The organism is Streptomyces sp. NPDC058231, from assembly GCF_042882275.1.
Classification (GTDB): domain Bacteria; phylum Actinomycetota; class Actinomycetes; order Streptomycetales; family Streptomycetaceae; genus Streptomyces.
The window spans coordinates 218,365-244,610 of record NZ_JBHVWN010000001.1; the positions used below are offsets into that span (position 1 = coordinate 218,365).

21 protein-coding genes are annotated in these 26,246 nt (G+C 70.8%); 8 read left to right on the forward strand and 13 right to left on the reverse strand.

Going from position 1 to position 26,246, the window contains the following annotated elements; genetic code table 11:
* Window positions 1-31 precede the first annotated feature (31 nt).
* The 6 genes from ACFVXE_RS00885 to ACFVXE_RS00910 all read right to left on the reverse strand — a co-directional run bounded on the left by ACFVXE_RS00885 (window position 32) and on the right by ACFVXE_RS00910 (window position 9,946).
* Complete coding sequence (locus ACFVXE_RS00885; RefSeq protein ID WP_389667847.1) at window positions 32-1,738, reverse strand: aldehyde dehydrogenase family protein; 1,707 nt, start codon at window positions 1,736-1,738, stop codon at window positions 32-34.
* Window positions 1,739-1,843: 105 nt separating this feature from the next.
* Window positions 1,844-3,157: an MFS transporter gene (locus tag ACFVXE_RS00890; RefSeq protein ID WP_389667849.1), complete on the reverse strand. Its 1,314-nt coding sequence runs from the start codon at window positions 3,155-3,157 to the stop codon at window positions 1,844-1,846.
* 86 nt (window positions 3,158-3,243) lie between these two features.
* Window positions 3,244-4,167 (reverse strand): TauD/TfdA dioxygenase family protein, encoded by a 924-nt coding sequence (locus ACFVXE_RS00895; RefSeq protein ID WP_389667851.1) that lies wholly within the window; start codon window positions 4,165-4,167, stop codon window positions 3,244-3,246.
* A 118-nt stretch (window positions 4,168-4,285) separates the two neighbouring features.
* Window positions 4,286-4,888, reverse strand: a complete 603-nt coding sequence (locus ACFVXE_RS00900; RefSeq protein ID WP_389667853.1) for a TetR/AcrR family transcriptional regulator — start codon at window positions 4,886-4,888, stop codon at window positions 4,286-4,288.
* Between the two features lie 193 nt (window positions 4,889-5,081).
* Window positions 5,082-6,074 (reverse strand): transcriptional regulator TrmB, encoded by a 993-nt coding sequence (locus ACFVXE_RS00905; RefSeq protein WP_389667855.1) that lies wholly within the window; start codon window positions 6,072-6,074, stop codon window positions 5,082-5,084.
* Between the two features lie 137 nt (window positions 6,075-6,211).
* Window positions 6,212-9,946: a S8 family serine peptidase gene (locus ACFVXE_RS00910; RefSeq protein ID WP_389667857.1), complete on the reverse strand. Its 3,735-nt coding sequence runs from the start codon at window positions 9,944-9,946 to the stop codon at window positions 6,212-6,214.
* 395 nt (window positions 9,947-10,341) lie between these two features.
* On the opposite strand from ACFVXE_RS00910, the gene ACFVXE_RS00915 reads away from it, so the two are divergent.
* Window positions 10,342-10,986 (forward strand): dihydrofolate reductase family protein, encoded by a 645-nt coding sequence (locus ACFVXE_RS00915; protein WP_389667859.1) that lies wholly within the window; start codon window positions 10,342-10,344, stop codon window positions 10,984-10,986.
* A gap of 247 nt (window positions 10,987-11,233) precedes the next feature.
* On the opposite strand, the gene ACFVXE_RS00920 is transcribed toward ACFVXE_RS00915, so the two are convergent.
* Window positions 11,234-11,920, reverse strand: a complete 687-nt coding sequence (locus tag ACFVXE_RS00920) for an SDR family oxidoreductase (protein ID WP_389667861.1) — start codon at window positions 11,918-11,920, stop codon at window positions 11,234-11,236.
* A gap of 110 nt (window positions 11,921-12,030) precedes the next feature.
* Between ACFVXE_RS00920 and ACFVXE_RS00925 the strand changes: the two genes are divergently transcribed.
* A complete protein-coding gene (locus tag ACFVXE_RS00925) occupies window positions 12,031-12,582 on the forward strand; it encodes a TetR/AcrR family transcriptional regulator (protein WP_389667863.1) in 552 nt (183 codons plus the stop codon).
* Window positions 12,583-12,812: 230 nt separating this feature from the next.
* On the opposite strand, the gene ACFVXE_RS00930 is transcribed toward ACFVXE_RS00925, so the two are convergent.
* From ACFVXE_RS00930 to ACFVXE_RS00940, 3 genes are all read right to left on the reverse strand, one after another.
* Window positions 12,813-13,220 (reverse strand): hypothetical protein, encoded by a 408-nt coding sequence (locus ACFVXE_RS00930; protein WP_389667865.1) that lies wholly within the window; start codon window positions 13,218-13,220, stop codon window positions 12,813-12,815.
* Window positions 13,217-14,920 (reverse strand): right-handed parallel beta-helix repeat-containing protein, encoded by a 1,704-nt coding sequence (locus ACFVXE_RS00935; RefSeq protein WP_389667867.1) that lies wholly within the window; start codon window positions 14,918-14,920, stop codon window positions 13,217-13,219. Before ACFVXE_RS00935 ends, ACFVXE_RS00930 begins: the two co-directional genes overlap by 4 nt.
* A 167-nt stretch (window positions 14,921-15,087) precedes the next feature.
* Entirely contained in the window at window positions 15,088-15,954 is an 867-nt protein-coding gene (locus tag ACFVXE_RS00940; RefSeq protein ID WP_389667868.1) for a helix-turn-helix domain-containing protein, read from the reverse strand.
* 269 nt (window positions 15,955-16,223) lie between these two features.
* Between ACFVXE_RS00940 and ACFVXE_RS00945 the strand changes: the two genes are divergently transcribed.
* Together ACFVXE_RS00945 and ACFVXE_RS00950 are read left to right on the forward strand one after the other, a co-directional pair.
* Window positions 16,224-16,637 (forward strand): cupin domain-containing protein, encoded by a 414-nt coding sequence (locus tag ACFVXE_RS00945; protein ID WP_389667870.1) that lies wholly within the window; start codon window positions 16,224-16,226, stop codon window positions 16,635-16,637.
* 191 nt (window positions 16,638-16,828) lie between these two features.
* Window positions 16,829-17,866, forward strand: coding sequence for an alcohol dehydrogenase catalytic domain-containing protein (locus ACFVXE_RS00950; RefSeq protein WP_389667872.1), 1,038 nt, complete (start codon window positions 16,829-16,831; stop codon window positions 17,864-17,866).
* 79 nt (window positions 17,867-17,945) lie between these two features.
* Here the strand turns inward: ACFVXE_RS00950 and ACFVXE_RS00955 are convergent, their stop codons facing one another.
* Both ACFVXE_RS00955 and ACFVXE_RS00960 read right to left on the reverse strand, forming a co-directional pair.
* Complete coding sequence (locus ACFVXE_RS00955) at window positions 17,946-18,728, reverse strand: MerR family transcriptional regulator (RefSeq protein WP_389667874.1); 783 nt, start codon at window positions 18,726-18,728, stop codon at window positions 17,946-17,948.
* Between the two features lie 73 nt (window positions 18,729-18,801).
* Window positions 18,802-19,932, reverse strand: a complete 1,131-nt coding sequence (locus ACFVXE_RS00960) for a PP2C family protein-serine/threonine phosphatase (protein ID WP_389667876.1) — start codon at window positions 19,930-19,932, stop codon at window positions 18,802-18,804.
* A gap of 341 nt (window positions 19,933-20,273) precedes the next feature.
* On the opposite strand from ACFVXE_RS00960, the gene ACFVXE_RS00965 reads away from it, so the two are divergent.
* The 4 genes from ACFVXE_RS00965 to ACFVXE_RS00980 all read left to right on the forward strand — a co-directional run bounded on the left by ACFVXE_RS00965 (window position 20,274) and on the right by ACFVXE_RS00980 (window position 25,550).
* A complete protein-coding gene (locus ACFVXE_RS00965) occupies window positions 20,274-21,824 on the forward strand; it encodes an esterase (protein WP_389667878.1) in 1,551 nt (516 codons plus the stop codon).
* Between the two features lie 113 nt (window positions 21,825-21,937).
* Window positions 21,938-22,216, forward strand: a complete 279-nt coding sequence (locus tag ACFVXE_RS00970) for a hypothetical protein (protein WP_389667880.1) — start codon at window positions 21,938-21,940, stop codon at window positions 22,214-22,216.
* 199 nt (window positions 22,217-22,415) lie between these two features.
* Window positions 22,416-24,638, forward strand: coding sequence for an NADP-dependent isocitrate dehydrogenase (locus tag ACFVXE_RS00975; protein ID WP_389667882.1), 2,223 nt, complete (start codon window positions 22,416-22,418; stop codon window positions 24,636-24,638).
* Between the two features lie 189 nt (window positions 24,639-24,827).
* Window positions 24,828-25,550, forward strand: coding sequence for a carbon-nitrogen hydrolase family protein (locus tag ACFVXE_RS00980; RefSeq protein ID WP_389667883.1), 723 nt, complete (start codon window positions 24,828-24,830; stop codon window positions 25,548-25,550).
* Between the two features lie 103 nt (window positions 25,551-25,653).
* Here the strand turns inward: ACFVXE_RS00980 and ACFVXE_RS00985 are convergent, their stop codons facing one another.
* Window positions 25,654-26,223 carry a GNAT family N-acetyltransferase gene (locus ACFVXE_RS00985; RefSeq protein ID WP_389667885.1) on the reverse strand — a complete coding sequence of 190 codons (570 nt, stop codon included), beginning with the start codon at window positions 26,221-26,223 and terminating at the stop codon, window positions 25,654-25,656.
* Window positions 26,224-26,246: the final 23 nt, after the last annotated feature.

Here is a 26,246-nt window from a genome sequence, read left to right on the forward strand (position 1 = left end):
GAGATCTCCGTAGGGATGTGGTGGTGCGGGGTCAGCCGCGCAGCGCGGAGGCGAAGATGGCGGGCAGTTTCAGGAGTCCGGGCGCTGCGGTGAAGCGGGTGACGCGTTCCACCGTGGCCAGCGCCGTCCGGTTGGTGACGAAGTACGGCGGGCGGGGGGACAGGGACGGGTCGCCCGTGACCAGACCGCGCGGGGCGGGTGTGAAGGGTGCGCGCAGCACGGTCTTCTCGATGTCCTCCAGCATGAAGGCGTTGTGCACGAAGCCGATCCCGCTGCCGATGTCCTGGCGGGTGTGGCCGGGGAAGGCGCCCCAGGGGGTGAAGCCGAGGAGGAAGCCCACCGCGGACCAGCAGTTGACGCCCAGGGTGCCGTACCGCAGCCCGGCGACGGCCTTCCCGACCGCTGCCCGGTCGGTCTTCTCCGTCCCGGGGTGGACGATCAGGGTGGCGCCGAGAGTGCCGGGGAGGGTGTCGTTGGCGAAGTCGACGGCGTGGCGCAGGAATTCGGCCGGGGTGTCGCCGGGCAGTCGTACGACGCCGAGGGCGCTGCCGAAGACCTCACCCGTGATCAGGACGTCGTCGTGGTCGGTGATGTCGGGGACGAGGAGCCGACAGCCGTCACCGTGGGTCTCGGCCTTCGGGTGGGCCGCCAGCACGGCGGACAGGCGCTGCTCGGCACCTGGGTAGTAGTCGGTGCGCGGCGGCAGCGCGCGCAGCACCCGCCGGATCTCGTTCAGCAGTCGCTCGGTGCCGTCCCAGTCGCGGGGCACGACCAGGATCTGGCTGGCGATGCAGTTGTGGCCGGAGTTGTTCATCTTGCTGGTGACTATGTGCTCGGCCTGGAAGCGGAAGTCTGCGTCGCTCCATGGCCCGGGGGTCACGATGCACGGGCTGACGCCGCCCAGTTCACTGCTGAAGGGCTTGCCGACCAGGGGCCGGTCGTCGCGTCGGCGCTGCGCCGCGCTCTCGTCGGAGCCCCAGACGATGGCGTCGTGGGTGCGGTCGCTGCCGGTTACGTGAATGGAGGAGATGCCTTCGTGGCGAGTGAGGTAGGCGCCCTCGGCGGCGCCTCCGTCGACGAAGCGGACCCAGTCGCGTTCGACGAACTCGGCGAAGAGATGCTCGAAGTGGGGGCGCAGATAGGCGTTGACGGGGTTCATCTTGGCGATGACGACCTGGCCCTCGACATAGAGCTTGTGCAGGATGTCGAGCGCGGTGATGGCGGCGACGTTGCCGGCACCGAGTACCAGGGCCACCGCGGGACGGCCCGGCCGGCCCCGGTACTCCCCCGCGGCGCGGGCGCGTGCCTGCTCCACCGTGACGCCGGGCCGAAGCCATACCTGCGCCGTGAAGCCGTTGAGCAGCAGCGTGTCCCAGCCGGTGGCGGGGAAGACGTCGACGTGGGTACGGCCGTCGCGGGCTCGCACGGCCTTGGCGTCGACCGGATCCTTTCCCGCGGCGATGCGCCGTAGTACGTGCAGATATGCTGCGGCGTTCTGGACCAGGGCCCATGGCCCGCCGATCCAGTCCTCGGCGGCCCATGGGGAGGCGGGGTCGTAGCCCTTGGCGCGGGCGCCGGCAGCGGCCAGGTCGGCGGCGCCGGAGGCCACGCGCGGGAGCAGACGCTCCAGCAGGGCGATGCGTTCGGTGAGCGGGGTGGCGGACCAGGACGCGGCGCCGATGCGCAGATCTGCGACGGCCTGGTCGAGGGAAGAGGTGTCGAGGGCGCTGGGGTTCACGTCATTCCTCGTGGAAGGTGGATTGAGGGCGGGCGGGGGCCGTGCTCCGTGCGCTGTGCGAGGAGCGGCCGACCCCCGCCCCGGGGACACGACGGTGTCGCGTCGTCAGGGCCGGAGCAGGCGCGCGTCGCGGTCCGGGTCGATCAGCGTGACGGCGGCGAGGCCGCCCAGCAGGAGCAGGGCAGCGGTGATCACGACCGCGTACCGGTAGCCCCCGGCTCCATGGGCGTCCACGAGGTGCCCGATCAGCGTCGGGGCGATCAGACCGGCGGTGGTCACCACGGCGTTCATGATGCCGAGTGAGCCGCCGCGGCGGTCGGCCGGCGCCAGTTCCACGACGGTTGTGGCGGCGACGCTGCCCATCGCTCCGGAGAGTGCGACTCCCGCGACGAGGAGCACGACGGTCACGGCACCGGCCGGGGCCCACGGCAGGGCCAGGCACGCCGCGGCGCCGAAGAGCATGAGGATGCCGCCGACCCTGCCGCGGGCCCACCGGCTTGCGGTCCCGCGGCGCAGCAGCCACCCGGTCAGGCCCGCCTGTCCGAGCACCACGATGCCGCTCACGCCCCAGACCAGCATCAGCAGCTGGGCGGACCCGGCCGAGGAGTAGCCCAGGCCGTCATGGAGGTAGGAGGGGAGCCAGACCAGGGCGAAGGCGATGACCCAGTAGGTGCCGAAGTAGGCGATCGTGGCACCGATCCAGGTACGGGTCGCGAGGATCCGGCGGTACGGCGTCCTGCAGGCTGCCGGGCGGGTTGCGGTTTCGGTGCCCTCGGCAAGGGCGGGCGAGTCGGTTCCGTACCGTCCTTCTCCGCCGAAGGGGATCCACAGCAGCGCCCACACCACGCCGGCGACCGCCACCACGGCGACGGCCGAGCGCCAGCCGTGGTGGTGGATCACCCAGGTCAGTACGGGAGCGGCGACCAGGACTCCCAGGGTGATCCCCAGCACGATGAGCGCCCCGGGCAGGTTGCGCCGATCGTTGGGGAACCAGGACAGGGTGGTCTGCTGGGCCACAGGGAAGGCGGGCCCCTCAGCGGCGCCGAGGAGGACGCGCGAGGCGATGAGCACCGTGAGCCCTCCGCCCAGGGCCAGGGGTGCCTGGGAGACGGACCACAGGACGGCCATCCCCAGCAGCAGCCACTTGGGGCGTATGCGGTCGGCGAGCAGCCCCACCGCGGCGCCGCAGATCGAGAACAACAGGAAGAAGGCGCTGCTGGCGAGCCCGAAGGCGGATGCGGACAGGCCCAGATCCTTGCGGATCGGGTCGGCCGCCAGGCCGAGCACGGACTTGTCCGCGAAGTTGATCATCATGAGGACCACGAGCAGAGCGGTGACGACCCATGCGCGCAGTCGTGGGTCGCTCGCGGTCTTCGCAGCATCGGCGGGCACAGCTGGTACGACGTCGGTGTCGGTCACAAGGGCTCCGCGAGAGACGAGCGGGAAGGGGAGGGCGGGCGAAGGGCCGGCAGCCCCTCGCCCGTGGGCGTACGGTCCGGCGCCGCTCAGGAGAGCGGGACGCCGGCGATCGCGATGCGCTCCATGACACGGCGCTGCGGGTAGTAGTCGTTGATCGCGTAGTGCTGGGTGGCGATGTTGTCCCAGATCGCGACGGAGCCCGGCTGCCAGCGGAAGCGCACCTGGTACTCGGGGATACGGGCCTGCAGGACGAGCTCGTCGAGCAGGTCGCGGCTCTCGCTGTCCGAGAGGCCGACGATCCGGGTGGTGAAGGGCTCGTTGACGTAGAGCAGCTTGCGGCCGGTGCGCGGGTGGCGGACGACCACCGGGTGCTCGACGGGCGGCAGGGTGTCCCGGAAGGCGGCGATCTGGCTCTCCGTCATCATCGCCCCCCAGCTGGGCACCCAGTCGTGCACAGCGGTGAGCCCCTCGATACGGGCCTGCGTCTGCGCCGAGAGGTTGTCGTACGCGGCAGCCATGTCGGCCCACTGGGTGTCGCCGCCCGCGGGCGGGACCTCGACGGCGCGCAGGATCGAACCCAGGGCGGGGGCGGCCATGAAGGAGTGGTCGCTGTGCCAGATGTTCTCGTTGCCGATGGCCATGGCGTCCTTGGCCAGCCGGGAGACGCCGGCGGTGTCGCCCTTGGGGAAGAAGGGGTTGGGCTCCGGCTCGCCCCACAGGGCGGAGAGCGCGAGTTGGGACTGCGGGTCGAAGGCGTGCTGGTCGCGGAAGAAGATCACCTTCCACTCCAGCAGGGCCTGCTTGAGCTCCCGTGCGAGGTCCTCGCCGAGCGGCCGGGAGAGATCGACGCCGTCGATCTCGGCGCCGATGTGCGGGGTGAGCGGACGGATGCCCAGGTGCTGGTACTCGACCTGGTCCCCGCCCGGCGCGGTGCGCTCCAGCACGCGCTTCCCGTAGTGCATCAGGGGCTTGTCGAGGGCGGGGGCGGGGGTGGTGACGACGCTGTCCATGGCTGCTCCGAGGCGACGATCGGTATTTCGTTCCTGGCAGTATCGTTATTCGGGCATGGTGTGGCAAGGGCTTGACAGCGTCGATGTGAAACGAGGGTGCCCGGCGCGGTCGACGCGGTCAGGACGCCGATCCGACAGCGCGCGCCACAAGATCCACCAGGGTGTCCACGAGCCCGGAGTCGGGCATCTCCTGCTCGCCGATCAGCCGGAACAGCAGCGGTGCCGCCACCAAGGTGGCCGCGGCCCGGACATCGGTGCCGGGCCGCACGTCGCCGCGGGCGATCCCGCGCTCGAGGATGCGCCTCGTCTCGCTCGTGATCCGCTCGGTGTATTCCGCGTACTGACCCCGTACCGCGCCCGTCTCGGCCGCCGCTCCGATCAGGCCCGCGATCAGCCGGTCCGACCCGGGCAGCCGGTAGGCCTCCAGACGAGCGGTGAGTACGAAGTGCAGCTCGGCACGGAAGTCGCCGAGATCAGGCACTGACAGGACGCCGATGCGGCTCTCCGCGGCGGCGATGATCAGATCCTGTTTGGTGGGCCATCGCCGGTAGATGGCGGGCTTGCTCACCCCGGCCCGCGCCGCCACGGCATCCATCGTGACCGCCCCGATCCCCTGCTCGGTGACCAGGCCGACGACCGCATTGAGGACGGCCCCGGTGACCCGCTCCTCCCTCGGTCGCCCCGGTCCCCGTACTGTCCCGCGCGGTTGCATACCCACCATGCACAGAGCCTACGATCTCGCCGCACCACGCCGGACCGGGGTGGTGCGGCATCCCGGTGTGCGCGTGCCCGGGGCAGTGGTCGACGGCGGACCTGCGACCAGGAAGTGACCTCTGATGGCAGAGGTGATCGTCCAGGCCGGGGTCGTGCCGGAGTGCGGCGCACAGTCGCCTCTCCGAACGGCACAGGAACCGTCAGCGTGACTCCACCCAGCCGTGTCGGACGGCGTGACCGCCGAGCTGCATCCGGGTCCGGACCCCGGCTATGTCCATGAGATGGCGCAGACGTCGGTGCAGGGTGCGCGGTGACAGGCCGAGCTGTGTCGCGGCCGTCGGGTCGGTCAGGCCGGCCAGCAGGAGCGCGAGGATCCTCCGGTCGAGGTCGGTCGGGCCTTCCGCACCGAGCTCGACGGTGGATTCGGCTTCTCCGCCGGCGCCCGACAGCTCGAGCGGGTGGGCGGTGCGCCAGACCGTCTCGAACAGCGCGTCCAGCGCGTCCAACAGGCCGCTGCGGTGCAGCAGCACGGCGCCCGGCTCTCCGGCCGGGGTGACCGCGAGCGGGACGAGGCCGAGGTCGGCGTCGGCCAGCACGAGCTTCATCGGCAGCTGGTCGGCGACACGCAGTTGCACGCCGTTGCGCAGTGAATCGATCGCATCGGTGATGATGCCCGGCTCTGCCAGCACGGCCCGGTCCAGGACCGCCCGGAAGCGCACGCCGCGGCCGATGGCCACGGGTTCGGCCGTGTTCTCGTCCGGCGGCACGGCGAGGAACGGTGCGGTGATGAAGCTGCGGACCTCCGTGCGGGCTGCCTGCTGCACCTGCAGGAAGCGATGGCGGATGGCGTCGACGCCCGTGACGACCTCGATGAGATCGTTGATGCTGCTCCCGGTCATCGCCGCCCGGTGTTCCTCGGCGAAGGTCACCAGTGCCTGCTCGGCCATGCGCAGCCCGTCCCGGCGCTGGCCGATGAGAGCGCCGAGCGCCATGGCCGGCGGCGCGGCCGTGAACTGCTCGTCCGCCGACCTGATCACCAGTCCCCACCCGACCAGGCGGGACAAGGCCTTGTCGACGTCGTCCTGCGATAGGACGAGCAGATCCGCCAGCAGCATCGCGGTGGAGTTCGGCCTTCCGAGCAGAGTCCGGTAGACGCGCTCGTCATCGGGTTCGAGGCCCAGAACATCCAGCATCGGCGACCGACTCTCTTCCGCTTGCCGCAGCGGGGAGAGTATGCGCCATGGCGGCAGACCCTGAATAGTCCCTGCTGGGAGCAGGTGTGACGGGAAGGGCCCCGGGGAGTCGCCTCCCCGGGGCCCGACGGTGCGGTTCATCGCAGGCCGTATGCCCGGATGATCTCGTTCTTGACGCTGAAGCCGCTGTCCTTCTCGGCGCTCGCGCGGACCGAGAGGAAGCCGCCGCGCTTCTTCGCCGTCCTGAACGAACCCGTCCAGTAGCCGTGGGCGCCCTTGGCCAGGGTCACCTTCTGCCAGGTGGCACCGTCGTCGTACGAGACGTCCAGCTTCACCCTGGTGACGTTGCCCGGCACGGTGCCGAGGTCCATCGACACCGGCTTGAGCGCGATCTTCTGGGTCGCATCGGCCTTGACGTCGCCGTGCAGGTCCGACTCCAGCTTGTAGTTCAGGTTCAGCACCGAGAACCGCTCGAAGAAGTCCGAGTCGACGGTGTCGGACATGAACGTCCACTCGGTGTGGGTGCGTGTCGACAGCCGGAACACGTCACCGGGCCGCTCCGCGTCGAGGACGGCGCGGTAGGGCAAGTTGCCCGCCGGCACCTCGACCCACTGCATGTCGGTGCTGTTCGGGTTGTCGTGGATCAGCTTGTCGCCCTGGAAGACCTGCAGGTGGGTCGGCGTCTCACCCCAGTCCAGGAAGCCGCCCAGCCGCATGTTGTCGCTGGCGGAGGCCCATGCCTGCACGTTCCAGGTCATGTAGTTCTGCCAGCGGGAGTTGTACACGCCGAAGGACTCGCCCTGGCCGGGCCGGGTCGCCGGAGCGAACCAGTCCAGACGGGTGGTGCTGCCCTTGGCATACGTGTTGTCGCCCGACACCATCACCCACGGCAGGTCTCCGTCGACGCCCTGCGCATGGAACTCCCTCCAGACCTGGCCCGGGGTCACCCATTCGGTGCGGGTGCCCGGGTGCCACTCGGCTTCGGGGAGGTTGAACGACGGGCTGAGGGTGAAGTCGGACCGGTAACCTTCCGCCAACCCGCCGTCCGTGGCCGAGTAGTAGCGGGCATCGATCCGGGCGAGGTCACCCTTGGTCGGCTTGTAGACCAGGGCCCGGTCCGGCACCTGGCCGGGGTATTCCCGGGTCAGGTCGTAGACGAACGGCGTGTACTCGGTCTGCTTCGCGGTCAGCTTCAAGAAGCCGGTCTTGGCCATCGAGACAAGGGTCCTGCCCGCGTCGCGGTGCACGGTGGCGACCGGGATGGTCGACTCGCCGACGTACTCCATCAGGGCACCGACACCGTCGTTGACCACGATCAGCCCCTTCGCACCGGCCGCGGCCGCGGCCTCGGTGCGCTCCTCCGGCGAGACTTCGTCGCTGCGCTTGATGACGACGACCTTGCCCTTGGCCTTCACCGTCTTGTATTCGGCCGCCGCGCCGTTGCCCGCGTAGACGGCGTCCAGCTTGTCCGTGGCGGTGCCCAGCGCGCTGCCCGCCTGCACCAGTGTCTCGAAGCGGAGCCGACCGCCCAGCGTGCTCAGGCTGAGCTGCGGTTCGCCCTTGCGCCAGCGGGTGGTCAGCATGAACTCGCCCTGCTTCATCGGCTCCGTCGGCGCGACGTAGACGTCGTCGTACGACGGCGGCAGCACGTACGCGCTGCGGTAGTCCGTGTACGGGTCTTGGCCCTTGTAGTGGACGTTGAAGTCGACCTTGCGCTGGCGGTCCTCGGTGCGCTGCGGCGCCTCGGTCTGCAGCAGGCGTGCCTTGCTCGCGTCGAGCACCACGTCAACGGAGCCGTCCTTGAGCACGGTCTCCGGGTCGACCAGCACGGCCAGACCCGAGCGGTCCGCCTTCTCGCCGGCCACGTCGACGTACGCCGCGACGGTGTACAGGCCGGGCGCCATGCGCATGGTGGTCGAGCCGTCGACGTAGACATTCCACGGCCAGAGGTCGCCGGCCAGGTTGACCGTGACCCAGCCCGCGGCGGGCTTGCCGTCCCGGCCGACCAGCTTGATGTTCAGGTCGTAGCGCTCCTCCTCCTTGAGCAGCGCGACGGACGTGCGGGTCACCGGCTTCCCGGTGGCCGCGTCGGTGCCGATCACGTAGCCGACGTGCCGGCCTGCCGAGGCGGCTTGCGGGTCACCGGTCACCGGGACGGCGGCGGTGCCGCCCGCCGGGACGGTCACCGTGGTGTCTCCCAGCGTGAACGGGCCGCCGTCGTCGGTCAGCGCCAGGTTCAGCGTGACGTCGGCGGAACCGGTGTTGGTGAAGGTCAGGTCCTTCGTGACGGCAACGTCGGTCGGCTCGTGCGGCCATGTGTAGTTGCCGAAGAAGAGCGATCCGGTGCCGCGCACCGTGGTGCGCACGGCGGCTGCCACGTCGACACGGCCGGTGCCGACCTCGTACGGCGAGTACCCGCTGTCCAGGCCCTTCGCGGTGCTCATCAGGTGTTCCTTGAGCTGCGCGCCGGTCCAGTCCGGGTGCTGCTGCGCCAGGATCGCCGCCGCGCCGACCACGTGCGGGGTGGCCATCGAGGTACCGCTGAGGGTGCGGTAGAGGCCCTCGCCACCGTCGGTCATCTCCTGCGAGCGGGCCGCGGTGATGTCCACGCCGGGCGCCGCGATGTCCGGCTTCATGCCGCCGGAGCCGGCCAGCGGGCCGGTGCTGGAGAAGGACGCGAGCTGGTCCTGCTTGTCAGTGGCGGCCACGGTCAGCGCCGAGGCGGCCGCGCCCGGGGCGGAGATGCTCTCCGGGCCCGCGTTGCCGGCGGCGATGACGAACAGAGTGCCGTACTGCGCGGACAGCGCGTCGACCGCCTGCGACATCGGGTCGCTGCCGTCCGTCGGGTAGGAGTCGCCGAGGCTCATGTTGACGACGTCCGCACCGGACTCGGCGGCCCACTGCATGCCGGCCATGACCCAGGAGTCCTGGCCGTAGCCCTCCGCGCCGCCGAGCACCTTGCCGACGAACAGGTCGGCGCCGGGGGCGACGCCCTTGTAGTCGCCGCCGGAGGCGGCGCCGGAGCCGACGATCGTGCTGGCCACATGCGTGCCGTGCCCGTTGACGTCGGTGACGCCCTCACCCGGCACGAAGCTGGTCGTGCCGTCGATCACGCCGTCGAAGTCGGGGTGGTTGACGTCGATGCCGGTATCGAGCACCGCGACCTTGACGCCCTTGCCGGTGTAGCCGGCCGCCCAGGCCTCGGGCGCGCCGATCAGCGGCACGCTCTCCTTCAGGTTGACCTTCACGCGACCGTCGAGCCACAGCTTCGCCACACCCGCGCCCAACTTCGCGCTGCCCTGCGGCGCGACGGTGGTCCAGAAGGTGCGGGCCTGCCGCTTCTCGGTGCTGAGTGCGGCGCCGCGGATGCCCTTGAGCTTGCGGGTCAGCTTGCTGCCGCGGGGGGCCGTCGGCTCGACGGCCGAGCGGGACTTCGGCTGGGCGTACGTCGCGATCAGCGGCACCGCGGCCGACTTCGCGTCGTCGTAGCCCATCTCGATCAGGTCGGTGACGTTGAACAGTCGCCGGTCCAGTTCGTGCGCGCCCAGCAGCGGCGCCGCCTCGTCCGGGACGACGAACAGGTCACCCTTGATCTCCTGGATCTTCACGCCGCCGACGGCGTTGTCCGGCCGGTCGACGTCGGCGGTCTGCTTGCCGTCGGCCATCGTGGTGACCGTGACGACGTCGCCGGTGACCAGGGTGACCTTGTGGGTCGCCGAGGGCTTGGCAGGAACGGTGGGTTTGCTCGGAGCGGCTTGCGCGGGCTCTTGCAGAACTGCGAGCCCGGACGCCAACAGCGGCACCACGGTGGCGGCCGAGAGCAGCTGCCAGCGTCTGCGCCGGAAGGCGGAAGAGAGTGAAGGAGAGAACATGCCATGGGTCTATCGGCCGGTGACGCCGACGAGAAGGCCTGATGAAGGCAAGTCCTTGCCATGGCACGGACTTGTCAGCCGCCAGCCGCGCGAATCCGGGCAAGGCCGCCCTTTCCGCACGTGGGTGGCGAGCCGGCGGTTGCAGCGCGAACCCCTGGCGACCGCTCGCCGTCCGATGACGGGACGGTCCCAGGAGGACGCCGGCGCCGACCTCTTCCGCGACCGCTGCCACAACGCGGACGAGACCCTGGTCGGCTTGTCCGACCTCAGTGCAACCGCGCAAACCCCACGGATCAGGACAGCAGGCAGCCCAATCCTGACCGGTCACGGACGAGCGATGAGATTCCCCGGCCCGGCAGGTCTCATCACCATTGCCGACAACACAGGAGGAACACATGCCCCAACTACTACGAGTCCAGAACTTCAACGTCTCAAGCGACGGAATCGGCGCCGGTGAGGACCAGACCCTCGAGAGGCCGTTCGGTCATGTCGATCCCGAGAGACTGTTCTCCTGGGCCGGCGCCACGGCGAGCTGGCCCATGCGCACCGATCCCGGAGGGAGCCGGGGCCTGGACGACTACTTCACACGGGACTACGCGCGCAACATCGGCGCCGAGATCATGGGTCGCAACAAGTTCGGGCCTCAGCGCGGGCCCTGGCACAACCATGAGTGGCAGGGCTGGTGGGGTGACGAGCCTCCGTTCCGCACCCCGGTGTTCGTCCTGACACACCACAAGCGTCCTTCGCTCACGCTTTCCGACACCACGTTCCACTTCGTCGACGGCGACCCCGCCGAGGTCCTCGAGCAGGCCCGGGCGGCGGCGCAGGGCAAGGACGTCCGGCTCGGCGGCGGGGCCACCACCATCCGGCAGTTCCTCGACGCCGACCTCGTCGACACCCTGCACGTGGCGGTCTCGCCGGTGAAGCTCGGGTCCGGAGTACGACTCTGGGAGTCCCCCGATGAGCTGCTCGACCGGTTCCACCTGGATGTCGTTCCCAGCCCTGGCGGGGTGACGCACCACCTGTTCTGGCGGAAGTGACGGGTCCTCAGGGTGGCCTCGGCCACCCTGAGCCGCCGGAAGGGACGGGACACACCTCGTGCGTCTGACTCCGGTCGCTACCGACCGCCGCCGGCCGTTTGCCGGCTTCTCCTCTGTTTGCCCGGACAGAAGGAACGGTCGGCGGCGATCCGGTCGGCGGCGATCCGGTCGATGGGCAGATCCGGTCGGTGGGCAGAAATGTTCCGCCCACTCGCACCGGCGGGCTCCGTCGCGACGGGGCGGCACCTCAGACCGGGTTCGGCGACGTGGCCAGGCCCTGCTTGACCTGGCGGGTGAGCTCGTCGGCGACGATTTCGGGCAGGCCCTTCTCGATACCGTCCAGGGCCTGGGCGGCGACATCGGCGGGGTCGGTCTTCTGCTCGGCGGGAACAGCGGCGGCCATGTCGGTGTCCATGTATCCGACGTGCAGTGCGGAGACGACGATGCCGCGCGGAGCCAGCTCCTCGCGGACGGCGTCGGTCTGCGCCCAGGCAGCGGCCTTGCTCGCCGCATAGGACCCGAGCCCGGCCGGGTGCAGCCAGGAGAGCACGGACAGGACGTTGAGCACGGCGCCGCCACCGTTGCGCTCGACGACCGGGGCGAAGGCCCTTGTCACGGCGAGCGGGCCGAAGAAGTTCGTCTCCATCTCCAGCCGTACCGCATCCAGGTCACCGGTGACCAGGGTCGTGCCGGTGGAGACCCCCGCGTTGTTGATCAGCAGCGTCGCGTCGGACGCGATGCGGGCCGCGGCCCGGACCGACTCCTCGTCGGTCACATCCAGCTGGAGCGGCACGACGCCGGCCAGGTCCACGGTCTCGGGACGGCGCGCCGCCGCGTACACCTTCGCCCCACGCTCCAGAAGCTGAGTGGCCAGATGGCGCCCCAGCCCCCGGTTGGCGCCGGTGATCACCGCTACCGAATCCTTCAGCTCCATGTCTGCTCCATTTTTTTTCCGGGCGACTCAGGGCCGCCAATTAGATTACGATTACAATCTAAACAAGGACCAGGATAGATGCAAGTCGACATCCAACAGGGAGGTGGCCGATGGGCCGCGTATCGCAGGCGCAGGCGAGGGACAACCGCGAGCGGGTGGTGGAAACCGCCTCCCGGCTGATCCGGGAACACGGAACACACGTCAGCGTCGCCGACCTCATGAAGGCGTCCGGCCTGACCCACGGCGGCTTCTACAAGCAGTTCGCCTCGAAGGAGGCGCTCATCGACGAAGCCACCGCGCACGCCTTCGACGGACTCACCCGGCTCCACACGGCGGGACTCGAACGCCATGCCGGGCAGCAGGACGCCGCCCAGCAGGCGCTGATCGACACCTATCTCTCCGTCCAGCACCGCGACGACCCCGGGGACGGCTGCCCCGTCGCGGGGCTCGCCACCGACATGGCCCGGGGACACGGCGACCGCGAGGCCCGCCGCGTCTACGCCGAGGGTGTGGGCGACTTCGCCGGGTGGCTCGCCACCGAGGACCAGGACGGCATCACCCGGCTGTGCACGATGATCGGCGCACTGACCCTGGCCCGGGCAACCAGGGACTTCCCCGTCTCCGAGGAGATTCTCGCCGCCGCGCGCGCAGCCTTGAGGTAGGCATGGGCACAGGGGGCGGTCGGGCGTGCGGTGGCATCGGCCCGCCCGCCGTGGGCGGGTGGGCCGTCACGGATCCCCGCCCGGCCGCGCATCGCCCTGTGCGGCCCTGCCCGGCTTCCGGACCGATCGGCCCGCGGCGGCATCCCGCTGTGCGGGACACCGCCGACCCGGTGCGGTCCGCCTGACGTCGTCGGCACCGGCCGCATCGGTGACGACCGGGCGACCGCTGATCAGACGAGGGCGGTCAGGCCTTCGATCGCGGTCCGGGCCCACTCCTGCGCGCCCACCGCCGTACCGGTCACCACTCCGGTCGCGACCGGGGCCAGCGCCCCCTTGAGCATGGCGAGTGCGCGGCGGAGCCTGCCCTGCTCGGGCTGCCCCGGCTGGGTGATCGTCGCGAGGACCTCTTCGGCCGCGGCTGCGGCGTCCTCTCGGTCGTGATCGGCGAGGCCTGCCTGCGGCAGCTGCCGGAGCAAAGCGCCGACCAGCTCGGCGAGCGCTTCGAAGCCCGGGGTCACCGCGCTGTTGTTCTGCTGGTTCTGGGTGACCGTGCCGTTGTTCCAGGCGAACTGGGCGCCTGAGACCGCGGCGTTGAACACCGGCCCGTCGTAGTTGTTGACGTTCTGCGGATCGCTCATGTGCCGGAACCGTCCTCGTCGGTCTGCTGTTGCACGGAGTTGTTGTTCCAGGCCAGCTGAGCGCCGTAGACCGCAGCGTTGAAAACCGGGCCGTAGAAGTTGTTGACGATCGTCGGCGGTCGCTCGACCGGCTTGGTGATCTGCTTGACGACCGGCAGCGACGTGCTGAGCGAGACCAGGTCGACGTAGCCATTGTGCTGCACGGCCATGCCCTGCGTTCCGTTCACGGAACAGTTCACCAGCCGGCCGGCACACGCGTCGTGGAAGGTGGCACCCACGGCCGCGCAGTCGGTGAACTCGCTTTCCACGACGTCCAGATAGGCGGAGTCCTTCCCGCAGAGGCCGAATGCCTCCGAGCCGGTCACGGTGAGGTTCCTCGCGACCAGCCTCGCCTTGCCGAAACCGATGGCCCCACCGGCGCTCACCGTTCTGACGTCGCAGTCGTGCACGAACAGCTGACCGTCCTCGCCGACACCGAAGCCCACACCCCCGCGCTCCGCCGTCACGCCTCTGAGCGTGACCCGGGACTGGCCGACGACTTCCACCGCGGACATGTCGAAGTCGCGGAACACCGCGTCGGTGACATCGGCCGCGGTGCCCCCGTTGCCCCGCGTCTCCAGGCCGGACGGGCACCGTTCCACCCGGACCTGCTCGAACACGGCCCGGGACTCGTCGAGTACCCGCAGGGCGACGCCTGTCAGATCCTCGACCCCGATCCGGGTGAAGCGCCCTCGGGCGGCGGCGGTGACGGCGATACCGACGTTCCCCTGCGCGATGCGGCAGCCGTGGACCTCCGGAGCGCCGCCCTTGGTCGAGAACACCGCGACGTTGCCGGCGGCGACGACCTCGCACTCCTCGAATCTGCCGCGGCCCGAGGTCTGGACGTTGATACCGGTGTCGCGGCACTCGGTGAACGTGCTGCGGCGCACCACCGGGTCGGCGCCGCTCGCCACCCCGATCCCGTGTTGTGCATCGGTGACGCGCGTACCGTCGACGGAGCCCCTGGACTGCTCGATGAACATGATCGCCTCTGCGTGCACGGCGCCGATCACGCAGCCGGTCACGGTGAGTTCCGCGCGCGTGTCCGCCATGACGGCTGCCTTTCCGGTGCCGGTCAGCTCGCAGCCGGAGATCTCGGCCTGTGCGTCGCTGACGCGCACGCCGTGCAGCCTGCTGCCCCCGATCCAGCTGTCGCGGACCGAGACGCGGGCTCCTTCGATCACGGCGACCGCGTTGTCCGCCGCGTCGGTGAAACGGCACCGTTCGACGAGCCCGGAGGAGCCGGCGAAGAGGACACGGCCGTGCAGGATCGCACTGTCCCGCAGCGTCACGGCGGTGTTCGGCCTCGCGTGCAGGCTGACGCCGTTGTGCGCCCGGATCTCCGAGTGTTCGAGCGTGAGCGTTCCCGTACGGCAGGAGACGACGTCGGCCTCACGGCCGATCAGTACGAGGCCGTGGACGGAGACCGACCCGAAGGCGTCGAGAACGGCACCCCGAGCCCGGTTCACCAGCACGGATCCCGGGCCGTCGACCGCGGCCAGCCGCACCTCGCCCCGGACGGTGAGTGCCTCCTCGTAGCGGCCGGGAGCGATCTCGATCAGCGCCGCCCGCCCCCGTGCGGCCGCGGCGGAGAGAGCCGATGTGATGTCGGGGTAGGTGCGACGGCCGCCACGTGGCGAGACGAAGTACTTGGCGACCATTCCCGCCTTCTCCCATGCCGCTCGCCCGGAGCCGTCGATGTTACCCGAGCGTTGGGACGGCGGAGGGCGTGAACGCGGTTGCGCACCAAGGACGTTGGAGTTCGCCCGCGGCGAGCACGGCCGCCCCGCACCCGTCCGCCCCCGACTCGGTGACGCGGCAGTGCCGTTCAGTGGACCGGGGCGGCCGGCCGCTGCTGCTCGGCGGCCCAGGAGGCCAGGATGCGCAGACCGTCGTGGGTGCGGGTGCCGACTTCGGCGGTCCAGATGACGAGTTGCTGGTCGGGGTCGGTGCTGGCGGTGAGGGTGTCCCAGTCCAGGTCGAGTCGGCCGGCGACGGGATGGTTGAGGGTCTTGGTTCCGACGCTGAGGGTGGCGACGTGGTGGGCGGCCCACCACTGGCGGAAGTGCGGGTCCTGCACGGACAGCTCTCCCACGAGCGCGGTCAGGCGGGGATCGTCCGGGTACTTCGCGGCCTCCATGCGCAACTGGGCGACGCAGGTACGGGCCACGGTCTCCCAGTCCGCGTACAGCGTCCGCATGGCCGGGTCGGTGAAGAGAATGCGGACGTAGTTCCGCTGCTTTTCCGGTATTTCCTCGAAGTCGGTGACGAGTGCGGCCGCGAGGGAATTCCAGGCGATGACGTCCATGCGCCGGCCCATGACGACGGCCGGAGTGGCGGTGAGGTCGTCCAGCAGCCGCCGCAATTGCGGCTGGACCCTCTGCCGTGCCCGGCGCCGGGGGCGCGCGATGTCCTTTCCGGCGAGACCGAAGAGGTAGTTGCGCTGGTCGTCGTCGAGGTGCAGGGCTCGGGCGATGGCCTCCAGGACGGGGGCGGAGGCCTGCATGCGTCCCTGCTCCAGGCGTGTGTAGTAGTCGGTGGAGATCGCCGCGAGCTGCGCGACCTCTTCCCGCCGCAGCCCGGCGACCCGGCGCGGGCCTGCACCGTGCGGCAGCCCGACGGTACGCGGGCTGAGTTCGGCCCGGCGGGCCTTGAGGAACTCACCCAGCTCGTTGAGGTGTGCGTCGGAACTCATGGCCTCCATTGTGGCACCGGCCGCCCCGCCGCCGAGGGGGAGGATTTCCTCCCAGGATGTTTCTCTCCCGGGAGGAAAATCTCCTCTTTGCGGGCGCGGACACGGGTGCAAACCTGGAATCCGAGTCACCGGGAGAAGCGAATCGGCCCGACCCGTCGAGCCTCTTCACGGAACACCCGGTGAAATGTGAGAGGAATGGTGTCGTGCCGGAAGCGGCCCCCACGGCACGGGGCCGCCCGCCCCGCGCCCCGTAAGAAGAAGGACAGTACATGGAGTTCATCAAGCCCCGGCCGACCACGAAGGCCCCCGGCGACTGGTTCACCGGGGACGTGTGGTTCGACGTCATCTGCGCCGGCCAGGAACCGTCCCGGATGCGTGCCAACATGGTGCGTTTCTCGCCGGGCGCCCGTACCGCGTGGCACCACCACGTCGTCGGGCAGACCCTGCACGTGGTCGACGGCGTCGCTCTGATCGGCACCCGCGACGGCACGGTCTTCGAGGCCCGCCCCGGTGAGACGGTGACCTGCCCGCCCGGCGAGGAGCACTGGCACGGCGCGACGCCGGAGAGGTTCATGCAACACCTGGCCATGTGGGAGGGCGCGGGTGACGAGCGGCCCGAGACCACGTGGCTGGAGAAGGTCACCGACGAGCAGTACGGCGGCCCGCGCACCCGCAGCCATTAGTTCCTGCACGGCCGCCCGCCTCCGGAGGCGGGACGCATGTCCGCGTCGACGACCACATCGTCCGGCACCTCCTCCACACCCCGACGGGCCCGGCCGCGAGAGGGCGCGCGCTGCCCGCAGGACCGCTGACCGGGCACGGTGTGGCAGGCCCCGTCCCCCTTGATCACTGATTCAGAGAGCGAGATGTCCCCATGAGGGCAACGATCCTGCACGAAGCCGGCGATGTACGCGTCGAGGACGCACCCGACCCGGTCATCGAGCAACCGACCGACGCCGTGGTGCGCACCGTGCGCTCCTGTGTGTGCGGCAGCGACCTCCACCCGTTCCACAGCCTGCCGGCCGCGGACGGGCCCACCCCGATGGGCCACGAGTTCATCGGCGTCGTCGAGGAGCTCGGCTCCGAGGTGACCGGCCTGAACCGCGGTGACCTGGTGGTCTCCCCGTTCGCCTTCGCGGACAACACCTGTGAGTACTGCCGGGAGGGCCTGCACACCTCCTGTCCGAAGGGCGGGTGGTACGGCGCCGGCGGCATCGGCGGCGCCCAGGCCGAGGCCGTGCGCGTCCCGCAGGCACAGGGCACGCTGGTGAAGCTGCCCACGGGGGTGGACTCGGCGCTGCTGCCGTCGCTGCTGACCCTGGCGGATGTCTACGGCACCGGCTACCACGCCGCCAAGCAGGCCCGGGTGCGCGAGGGCGACACGGTCACCGTCATCGGTGACGGCGCCGTCGGCCTGCTGGCCGTGCTCTCCGCGAAGCAGCTCGGCGCCGAGCGGATCATCCTCATGGGCCGCCACAAGGACCGCACCGACCTCGGCCGCTTCTTCGGCGCCACCGACGTGATCGCCGAGCGTGGCGAGGAGGGCATCGCGAAGCTCCGGGACCTGACCGGCGGCCACGGCACACGTGCGGTGCTGGAGGCCGTCGGTCACATGCCGGCGTACGAGATGGCCGTCGGCGTCGTCCGTCCCGGCGGTGTGATCAGCCGGGTGGGCGTACCGCAGTACGAGGACGCACCGGTCGGGTTCGGCAGCCTCTTCGGTCCGAACATCACCCTGACCGGCGGACCGGCTCCGGTGCGCGCCTACATCGACGAGTTGCTGCCCGCCGTCCTGGACGGCGCCGTCGACCCGGGCCGGGTCTTCGACCGCACCGTCTCCTTGGAGGAGGTGCCCGACGGCTACCGGGCGATGGACCGGCGCGAAGCACTGAAGGTCATGATCGCCTTCTGATCCGGACACTCCGGGGGTGGGCAGGCCGGCCGAGGCCTGCGCACCCCGGCGTCGGCCGCCGGCGCCGGGGAGCGGCTCGTCACCGGGCCTGCCGTGCCCGTTCCAGGTAGGCGACCAGGGCAGCCATCCGGTCGGCGGGCCAGGGCAGGCTCCCGCCGAGTCCGGCGCTGTTCTCCTGCCACATGCGCCGGGCCGCGGCCTTGGTCCCCTCGCCCTGTTCACCGGCCGCATGGAACGCGGCGCCCAGCTCGTCCCAGCGGCGGGCCAGATCCTGTACCCGCGGATCGTCGGCGGGGGTCTCGTCCCGCACATGGCCCAGGAGCTGCTCGACGAGCCCGGCCCACCGGCCCTTGGCCTCCTCCACGGCCTCGGAGCCGAGTTCGGCCCTCCGCGCGGCCAGTTGTTCCCGCTGCTCCTGCGTGAAACCGGTCTCGAACACCGAGATCATCTCCAAGGTCGTCATGAACTGATCCGGATCGGGCATCGACGCGTCGTCCAGTCGGCCGATCAACCCGTGGATCCGGTGTGTGATCCGTCCGATGTGCTCGGCCTGCTCCTCCAGGCTGCGAAGCTGGGCGGCCAGCAGCCCGCGCATCGTCACCGGATCGTCCGGCCGGTTCGCCAGCACTCTCGCGATCTCCTCCAGAGACAGCCCGAGGGAGCGCAGCGCCCGCACCCGGTACAGCCTCCGCAGGTCCCCTTCGGTGTAGCGGCGGTGGCCCGACGCGGTGCGCTCGCTCGCACTCAGCAGACCGATCTCGTCGTAGTGGTACAGCGCACGCACGGTCAGCCCGCTCGCGTCCGCCAGTTCTCCGATGCTCCACCGGCGTACGGTGGCGTCCTTCCCGATCACGTCGCTCACGCTAGGACCTCCCGTCGCGGGAGGTTCAAGGACCGGTTGCGAAAAGCCGTGCGCCCGCCGGCCGGGTCCGGGTTCAGCTGCCGTGGCGGAACATGTGATGCGGGGGTGCCCGGTGGATCGCGATGAGGGCGGCGTCGTCACCGAGGCGCCCGCCGGCATGAGCGAGAAGGTCCCGCCGGATGTGGTGCAGGAGCGTCTTGGGGTCGCAGTCGGTCCACTGCGCGGCTCGTTCCGCGAACGGATAGAAGACTCCGGCGTGATCACGCGCCTCGATGACACCGTCGGTGTACAGGACGAGGGTGTCTCCGACCTCGAAGGTGAACACATCGAGCGTGTGGTCGCCACGGACCGGCACACCGAGCCCCAACGGGGGCGCGGGGTGCAGGCTGGGGACGGTGACGGAGTGGCCCGGGCTGAGCAGCAGCGGCGCCGGGTGGCCGCAGGTGGTCATCCGGGTGATGTGGCCCTCGTCCGGGATCTCCAGCAGCAGGGCGGTCACGAAACGCTCCCCCACCTCGCCCTCCGGCTCGGAGAACTCGGACTGGTAGCGCTCCACGCTCTGGTCCAGGGCATCGGCCAGGGCGGGCAGCGAAGTGTGCTGGTGCGCGGCCTCACGGAAGGCGCCGAGCAGCAGTGCGGCCTCCCCGATGGCGGCCAGGCCCTTGCCCCGTACGTCCCCGATCATCACGCGGGCTCCGTCTGCGGTGCGGGTGGCGGCGTACAGGTCACCGCCGATCTCGGCCTCGTCCTCGGCGGCCAGGTACAGGCAGGCCGTCCGCAGCGGACCGATGCGGTCCGGGATGGGCCACAGGAGCACGTGCTGTGCGGCCTCGGCGACCGACCGCACCTGGGCGAGCTCCCCTTCGCGCCGTTCACGCACCACGCAGAAGAACACGATCAGGCACGACAGCAGCGCCAGCGCGACGACCTGCACCACCACGTTGCGGGAGAAATTCTCGCCGAAGTGCCATCCGATGCATGCCTGCGCCACGACGGCCAGGGCCCCGATCATTCCGGTCAGCCGGGGACCGGCGAACGAGGCGGTGATCGCGGGCGCGATGACCAGCAGCGGACCGAGGTGGATGTCCTGGGGAAGCAGCATGTCCACGACCGTGATCACCACGATCAGTGCGAGGGGAATGGCGAGCAACGCATGGCTCGACCGCCACCGCCGCCGGTCGGCAAAGCTCCGCCCGCGTCCCATAACCTCCAGAGTGCACCGCCTCGGCGCGGCTGACGACCGGGGCGTACGGCAGGGACGTGCGGCGGCCGGCGCCGCCGCGCACGCTCGTCCGTCCCCCGGGACGTCTTCCCCGGCGGCCGGGCAGGCCGGACTCCCTCCGCCCTGCGACATATGCCTCGAACAATGGCGACGGCCCGTGAACGGCACAGAGGTGATCTTCCCCGGAAATCAGGACTCGCCCCGCGTACAACCCTTGCCGTTCACGCGCTGTCAAACACGGCGCCGGACAAGGAACGGGCCCTTTCCGGCAACCCCCGCGCCCCCCGTGCAAGCCCGGCCCTTCGTGAGCCAAGGAGCCGCTCATGCGCAAGCACCGCTCGGCCGCCGTTGCCGCGGCATCGTTTCTTCTCGTGACCGGGGCGGCCATCACCCTGGCCCCCTCGGCGTACGCCGGCACCCCTGGCGGCACGCACGCCGATGACCGCAACACCGACTTCAACGGGGACGGCTACGACGACGTACTGGTCGGGGCTCCCGGCGCCGCAGTAGGGGGGCACAGGGGCGCGGGCATGATCACCGTGCAGTACGGCGGGCCCCGTGGGATGGGCACCACCAATGCCAGGTCCTTCAGCCAGAACTCCTCGGGTGTGGCCGGCGCCGCCGAGGCCGGAGACAGCTTCGGCAAGGCCCTGGCCACCGGAGACCTCGACAGCGACGGCTACGACGACGCGGTCGTCGGCATCCCCGGCGAGGACATCGGTGACGTCGCCGACGCGGGCGGTGCGGTCGTCCTGTGGGGCACGCCCAAGGGCCTCACCGGGTCGGTGAGCAACTGGCTGGAGGCCGACGAACCCACTGCGGGCGGCACATTCGGTGGATCGCTCGCCGCAGCCCGGTTCTCCGACACCACCCCCGGCGACCTGCTGGCGGTGCTGGACTCGGTCGGACTGACCACCTACCAGTTCGAGCCGGCCACCGAGCCCGCCGCGAAGAGCCTCGTTCCGCAGGCGCGGCAACCCGAGCAGAAGTCGCGTACGGCACTCGACTCCCCGTCGAAGAAGGCGCGCAGCGGATCCGCGCCCGCCGAGGCGCCGGGCATCCGGCCGCGGTCGATGACCACCGGCGACTACGACGACAACGGCTACGCCGACCTGGTCGTCTCCGGTACCAGCGTCGGCGGCGAGCCGGGCCACGGCTGGTCGTACATCCTCCCCGGCTCCGCCTCCGGCGACGAACCGCTGCCGGTCACCGCTGTCCGCGGCGGCCCGGTCGTCGCCTCCGGGGACATCAACGGTGACGGTTACGACGACCTGGCCACCGGTGAGCCGCACAGCCCCGACGACGGCGGCGCGAGCATGACCGGCGGCCTGGTCGGTGTCTACTACGGCAGCGCGTCCGGGCCCGCGGGCCAGGAGGGGCCGGGCACCCCGCCCGTGTGGTGGACGCAGGACTCGGCGGGTGTGCCGGGCGCGAGCGAGCAGGGCGACGGCTTCGGCGCCGATCTCTCCCTCGGCGACACGAACGGGGACGGACTCGCGGACCTGGCGATCGGCATTCCGGGCGAGGACGTCGGCAGCGTCGCGGACGCGGGGGCCTTCACCGTCCTGCGCGGCTCGGGCCAGGGCCTGACGGCGAAGGGCGTGCTGTCGGCGACCGAGGGCACCACGAACGTCCCGGGCACCGTCGAGAAGGGCGACAAGTTCGGCGAGCAGGTCTCCTTCACCGACCCCAACGACGACGGCCGCTTCGGCCTGCTCGCCTCGGCGCCCGGCGAGAACACGAACGACGGTTACGTCTGGGTCTTCTCCGCGGGTGCCGGCGGCATCACCACCTCCGGTTCGTGGAACTACGGCGCGAGCGCCTTCGGCGGCTCTTCCGCCGACGCGTCGTACGGGGCGACGATCGACGACTGACGCGGCGCGGCACGGGATGGGCCGGATGGCGCCGTCCCGTCCGGACGCACCGGTGCCCCAGCGGCAACCGGACGCACCGATGCGTCCGGTTGCCGCTGGGTAGGCTCGGCCCCATGGACGATTTCCTGCCGCTGCTGGCCGTCGTGGGCGTCCTCGCCGCGGTCATGGGAGTGTTCACATGGCTGGCGTCCGTCGTCCGTCGCCGCGGCGCGGCAGGCGCGGCGATCACCGCGGCTCTCGCCTCGTACGACGAGGCCTTCCGTGTGACCGCCCACGAGGCGCACTACGAGATCCGGGCGCAGACCGAACGGCAGGCCCCGGTCCTGTCGCCCGGCGATCGCCGGCGGCGCGGCTCGGGCCGCTCGGCCGGCCGCCGGAACCCCGGCAGCTGAACCGCACCACCGCGGCCTCCCGCCCGGGGCGGAAACACTCCGGGCCGCCCGGACGCCCCACAAAACGACGGCCCCGAACGGGCGGACCGCCCTCTTCGGCGATTCCCGCCACCGGCCGGGACAGGGTCCTGTCGAACGGGCGACCGTCACGGGATATCTTGATGTCAAGCAATGTTGCAGACGTGGAGCGGAGCACCCGGTGACTGACTCGACCATCATCTATACGCACACCGACGAGGCCCCGGCCCTGGCGACGTATTCGTTCTTGCCTGTGATCGAGGCGTACGCCTCGACGGCCGGGGTCACCGTGGAGAACCGCGACATCTCCCTGTCGGGGCGGATCATTGCCAGCTTCCCGGAGCGTCTCGACGAGAACCAGCGCATCGATGACGCTCTCGCCGAGCTCGGCGAGCTGGCCAAGACGCCCGGCGCGAACATCATCAAGCTGCCGAACGTCTCGGCGTCGATCCCGCAGATGAAGGCGGCCATCGCCGAGCTGCAGCAGCAGGGCTACGCGCTGCCGGACTACCCGGACGACCCGCAGACGGACGAGGACAAGGACGTCCGCGCGCGCTACGACAAGATCAAGGGCAGCGCCGTCAACCCGGTCCTGCGCGAGGGCAACTCCGACCGCCGTGCCCCCGCCTCGGTCAAGAACTACGCCAAGGCGCACCCGCACCGCATGGGTGCCTGGACCGCGGACTCGAAGACGAACGTCGCCACGATGTCCGCCGACGACTTCCGCTCCACCGAGAAGTCCGCCGTCGTCACCGAGCCCGGCTCCCTGCGGATCGAGCTCGCCGGTCAGGACGGCACCACCACCGTCCTGCGCGAGTCGGTACCCGTGCTCGCGGGCGAGGTCGTGGACGCGTCCGTGATGCGGGTGGCGGCCCTGCGGGAGTTCCTCACGGCGCAGGTCGCCCGTGCCAAGGCCGACGGTGTGCTGTTCTCGGTGCACCTCAAGGCCACGATGATGAAGGTCTCCGACCCGATCGTCTTCGGCCACGTGGTGCGCGCCTTCTTCCCGAAGACGTTCGCGAAGTACGGCCAGGCGCTGGCCGCCGCCGGCCTGTCCCCGAACGACGGCCTCGGCACCGTCCTGAACGGTCTGGACGGCGTGCCGGACCTCGGCGCCGAGATCGCCGCGTCCTTCGAGGCCGAGATCGCCGAGGGCCCCGCCCTCGCGATGGTCGACTCGGACCGCGGCATCACCAACCTGCACGTGCCGAGCGATGTCATCGTCGACGCCTCCATGCCGGCCATGATCCGCACCTCCGGTCACATGTGGGGCCCGGACGGCAACGAGGCCGACACCCTGGCCGTCCTGCCGGACAGCAGCTACTCGGGCGTCTACCAGGCCGTCATCGACGACTGCCGCGCGCACGGCGCCTTCGACCCGTCGACCATGGGCTCGGTGCCCAACGTCGGTCTGATGGCGCAGAAGGCCGAGGAGTACGGCAGCCACGACAAGACCTTCGAGATCGCCGCCCCGGGCACGGTCCGTGTCGTCGACGGCTCCGGCAACGCGGTGCTCAAGCAGACGGTCGCCGCCGGTGACATCTTCCGCATGTGCCAGACCAAGGACGCGCCGATCCAGGACTGGGTCAAGCTCGCCGTCACCCGCGCCCGCGCCACCGGCAACCCGGCCGTGTTCTGGCTGGACGAGGAGCGCGCGCACGACGCGGTGCTCATCGGCAAGGTCAAGACGTACCTCGCCGACCACGACACCGAGGGTCTGCAGATCGAGATCCTGTCGCCGGTCGAGGCGACCGCCTTCTCGCTGGAGCGGATCCGCCGGGGCGAGGACACGATCTCGGTCACCGGCAACGTGCTGCGTGACTACCTGACCGACCTGTTCCCGATCCTGGAGCTCGGCACGAGCGCCAAGATGCTCTCGGTCGTACCCCTGATGAACGGCGGCGGCCTCTTCGAGACCGGCGCCGGCGGCTCCGCTCCCAAGCACGTCCAGCAGCTGGTCAAGGAGAACTACCTGCGCTGGGACAGCCTGGGCGAGTTCCTCGCGCTCGCGGTCAGCTTCGAGCACCTCGCGCAGACCACGGGCAACGCACGCGCCCAGGTGCTCGCCGACACCCTCGACCGCGCCACCGGCAGCTTCCTCAACGAGGACAAGTCGCCGAGCCGCAAGCTGGGTGGCATCGACAACCGCGGCAGCCACTTCTACCTGGCGCTGTACTGGGCCCAGGAGCTGGCGAAGCAGACCGACGACGCGCAGCTCGCGGAGGCGTTCGCGGCTCTCGCCAAGACGCTGACCGAGCAGGAGCAGACGATCGTCGACGAGCTCGTCGCGGTCCAGGGCTCGCCGGCCGACATCGGCGGCTACTACCGCCCCGACGCCGCGAAGGCCTCGGCCGTCATGCGTCCGTCGGCGACGTTCAACGAGGCCATCGCGTCCCTCGCCTGATCGTCGGGCCGCCGCGGCACACGGCGGCGCCCGTTCCGCCCCGGTCGCGCTTCTGCGCGGCCGGGGCGGTCCCGTCTCCGCGGCGTACCGCCCCGGCGTCGTGGTGACCACCGGCGGCCTGCGACCCTGTCACAGGGCCCCTGCCTGGACGGCCCGCAGCCCGAGCAGCCGACCGATCCGGAGCATCACGTGCCCGCACCACTCACCGTCGCCGTCGCCCAGCCGCTCTGTCTCCACCTCGATGTCGCGGCGAACGCCTCGGCGCACGCCGAGGCGATCACGGAGTCGGGGGCGCGACTGGTCGTCTTCCCGGAGCTCTCACTGACGGGTTACGACCTCGCTGCCCCGGCCGTCTCCCCCGACGACCCCCGTCTCCGGCCGATCGTCTCCGCCTGCCGCGCCACAGGAGCGACCGCCCTGGCGGGCGCCCCCGTGCGGGACGAGGACGGACGGGAGCACATTGCCACGCTCGCCGTCACAGGGGAGGGCGCGCGGGTCGCGTACCGGAAGATGTGGCTGCACGGCGAGGAGTTCGACCGCTTCACGCCGGGCGGGAAGCAGGAGATCCTGGTGGTCGACGGAGTGCGGCTCGGACTCGCGGTGTGTTACGACGCGGCGGTCCCGGAGCACGCCGCCGCCACCGCCGCATCGGGCATGGACGCCTATGTGGCGAGCACCCTCTACGGCGCGGGTGCCGGGTCCGCGGACCGGCGCGACGGACACATGAGGGAGCGGGCGGTCGCCCACGGTGTGTGGGTGGTGCTGGCCACCTCTGCGGGAGCGAGTGGTACGTATCCGACGACCTCGGGCGGCTCCGGCATCTGGGCTCCGGACGGGGCGGTGCTGGTCCAGGCCGGTCCGGAGCCCGGCGCCGTGGTGTCCGCGGCGCTCGGAGGCGCCACGGCGTCCTGAGGTGGGGCCGCCAGGATGATCAAGGTCATCAGCGACCCGCGGTGACGGCCGGAGACGGCTCCCGCGTCCGGTGCCGAGCAGCGGCCCAGGACCGGGCCGGTCCTCAGGGCGTGTCGAGCATCTCCGCCGTGATCGCCCAGCGCTCGTGATCGCGCCATGCCCCGTCGATGAGGAGGAAGTCCGGCGAGAGGCCTTCGAGACGGAATCCGGCCCGTCGCACCAGGGCGACGGAGGCTTCGTTGCCGGGCTGGATGTTCGCTTCCAGGCGGTGCAGGCCGAGCGGGCCGAACGCGTACCGCAGTACCAGGCCGAGCCCCTCGCTCATCAGTCCGCGCCCGGCGGCGTGGGCGAACGCCCCGTACCCCAGCGCTCCGCAGCGGAACGCACCGCCGACGATGTTGTTGATGTTGATGAAGCCGGCGATCGGCCCGCTCCCGGCCTCGTCACCGTCGGTCGTCATCCGTTCGCAGACGAGGAAGCCCACCTTCGCCCGGTCCTCGGTCAGCCGACTCGCGTAGGTGGCGTACGCGCGCGCGTCGTCGGGCGGGAACAGCCACGGGTGGTGCAGGGCGCCGCTCTCCTTGGCGCGGGCGGTGAACTCCTCCGCGTCCGCGGGGGTGAAGGGGCGGATCCCCACGTGCGGGCCCTCGGCCAGATAGAGGTTGTCAGACATCCGGACAGCCTAGACAGGTGCCC

Bases quoted from the DNA above. Each gene is read 5' to 3' on its own strand.
- ACFVXE_RS00895 (WP_389667851.1), bottom strand. From the start codon at position 4,167: ATGGACAGCGTCGTCACCACCCCCGCCCCCGCCCTCGACAAGCCCCTG.
- ACFVXE_RS00985 (WP_389667885.1), bottom strand. From the start codon at position 26,223: ATGTCTGACAACCTCTATCTGGCCGAGGGCCCGCACGTGGGGATCCGC.
- ACFVXE_RS00905 (WP_389667855.1), bottom strand. From the start codon at position 6,074: ATGCTGGATGTTCTGGGCCTCGAACCCGATGACGAGCGCGTCTACCGG.
- ACFVXE_RS00950 (WP_389667872.1), top strand. From the start codon at position 16,829: ATGAGGGCAACGATCCTGCACGAAGCCGGCGATGTACGCGTCGAGGAC.
- ACFVXE_RS00915 (WP_389667859.1), top strand. From the start codon at position 10,342: ATGCCCCAACTACTACGAGTCCAGAACTTCAACGTCTCAAGCGACGGA.
- ACFVXE_RS00945 (WP_389667870.1), top strand. From the start codon at position 16,224: ATGGAGTTCATCAAGCCCCGGCCGACCACGAAGGCCCCCGGCGACTGG.
- ACFVXE_RS00925 (WP_389667863.1), top strand. From the start codon at position 12,031: ATGGGCCGCGTATCGCAGGCGCAGGCGAGGGACAACCGCGAGCGGGTG.
- ACFVXE_RS00930 (WP_389667865.1), bottom strand. From the start codon at position 13,220: ATGAGCGATCCGCAGAACGTCAACAACTACGACGGGCCGGTGTTCAAC.
- ACFVXE_RS00965 (WP_389667878.1), top strand. From the start codon at position 20,274: ATGCGCAAGCACCGCTCGGCCGCCGTTGCCGCGGCATCGTTTCTTCTC.
- ACFVXE_RS00960 (WP_389667876.1), bottom strand. From the start codon at position 19,932: ATGGGACGCGGGCGGAGCTTTGCCGACCGGCGGCGGTGGCGGTCGAGC.
- ACFVXE_RS00940 (WP_389667868.1), bottom strand. From the start codon at position 15,954: ATGAGTTCCGACGCACACCTCAACGAGCTGGGTGAGTTCCTCAAGGCC.
- ACFVXE_RS00910 (WP_389667857.1), bottom strand. From the start codon at position 9,946: ATGTTCTCTCCTTCACTCTCTTCCGCCTTCCGGCGCAGACGCTGGCAG.
- ACFVXE_RS00900 (WP_389667853.1), bottom strand. From the start codon at position 4,888: ATGGTGGGTATGCAACCGCGCGGGACAGTACGGGGACCGGGGCGACCG.
- ACFVXE_RS00970 (WP_389667880.1), top strand. From the start codon at position 21,938: ATGGACGATTTCCTGCCGCTGCTGGCCGTCGTGGGCGTCCTCGCCGCG.
- ACFVXE_RS00935 (WP_389667867.1), bottom strand. From the start codon at position 14,920: ATGGTCGCCAAGTACTTCGTCTCGCCACGTGGCGGCCGTCGCACCTAC.
- ACFVXE_RS00920 (WP_389667861.1), bottom strand. From the start codon at position 11,920: ATGGAGCTGAAGGATTCGGTAGCGGTGATCACCGGCGCCAACCGGGGG.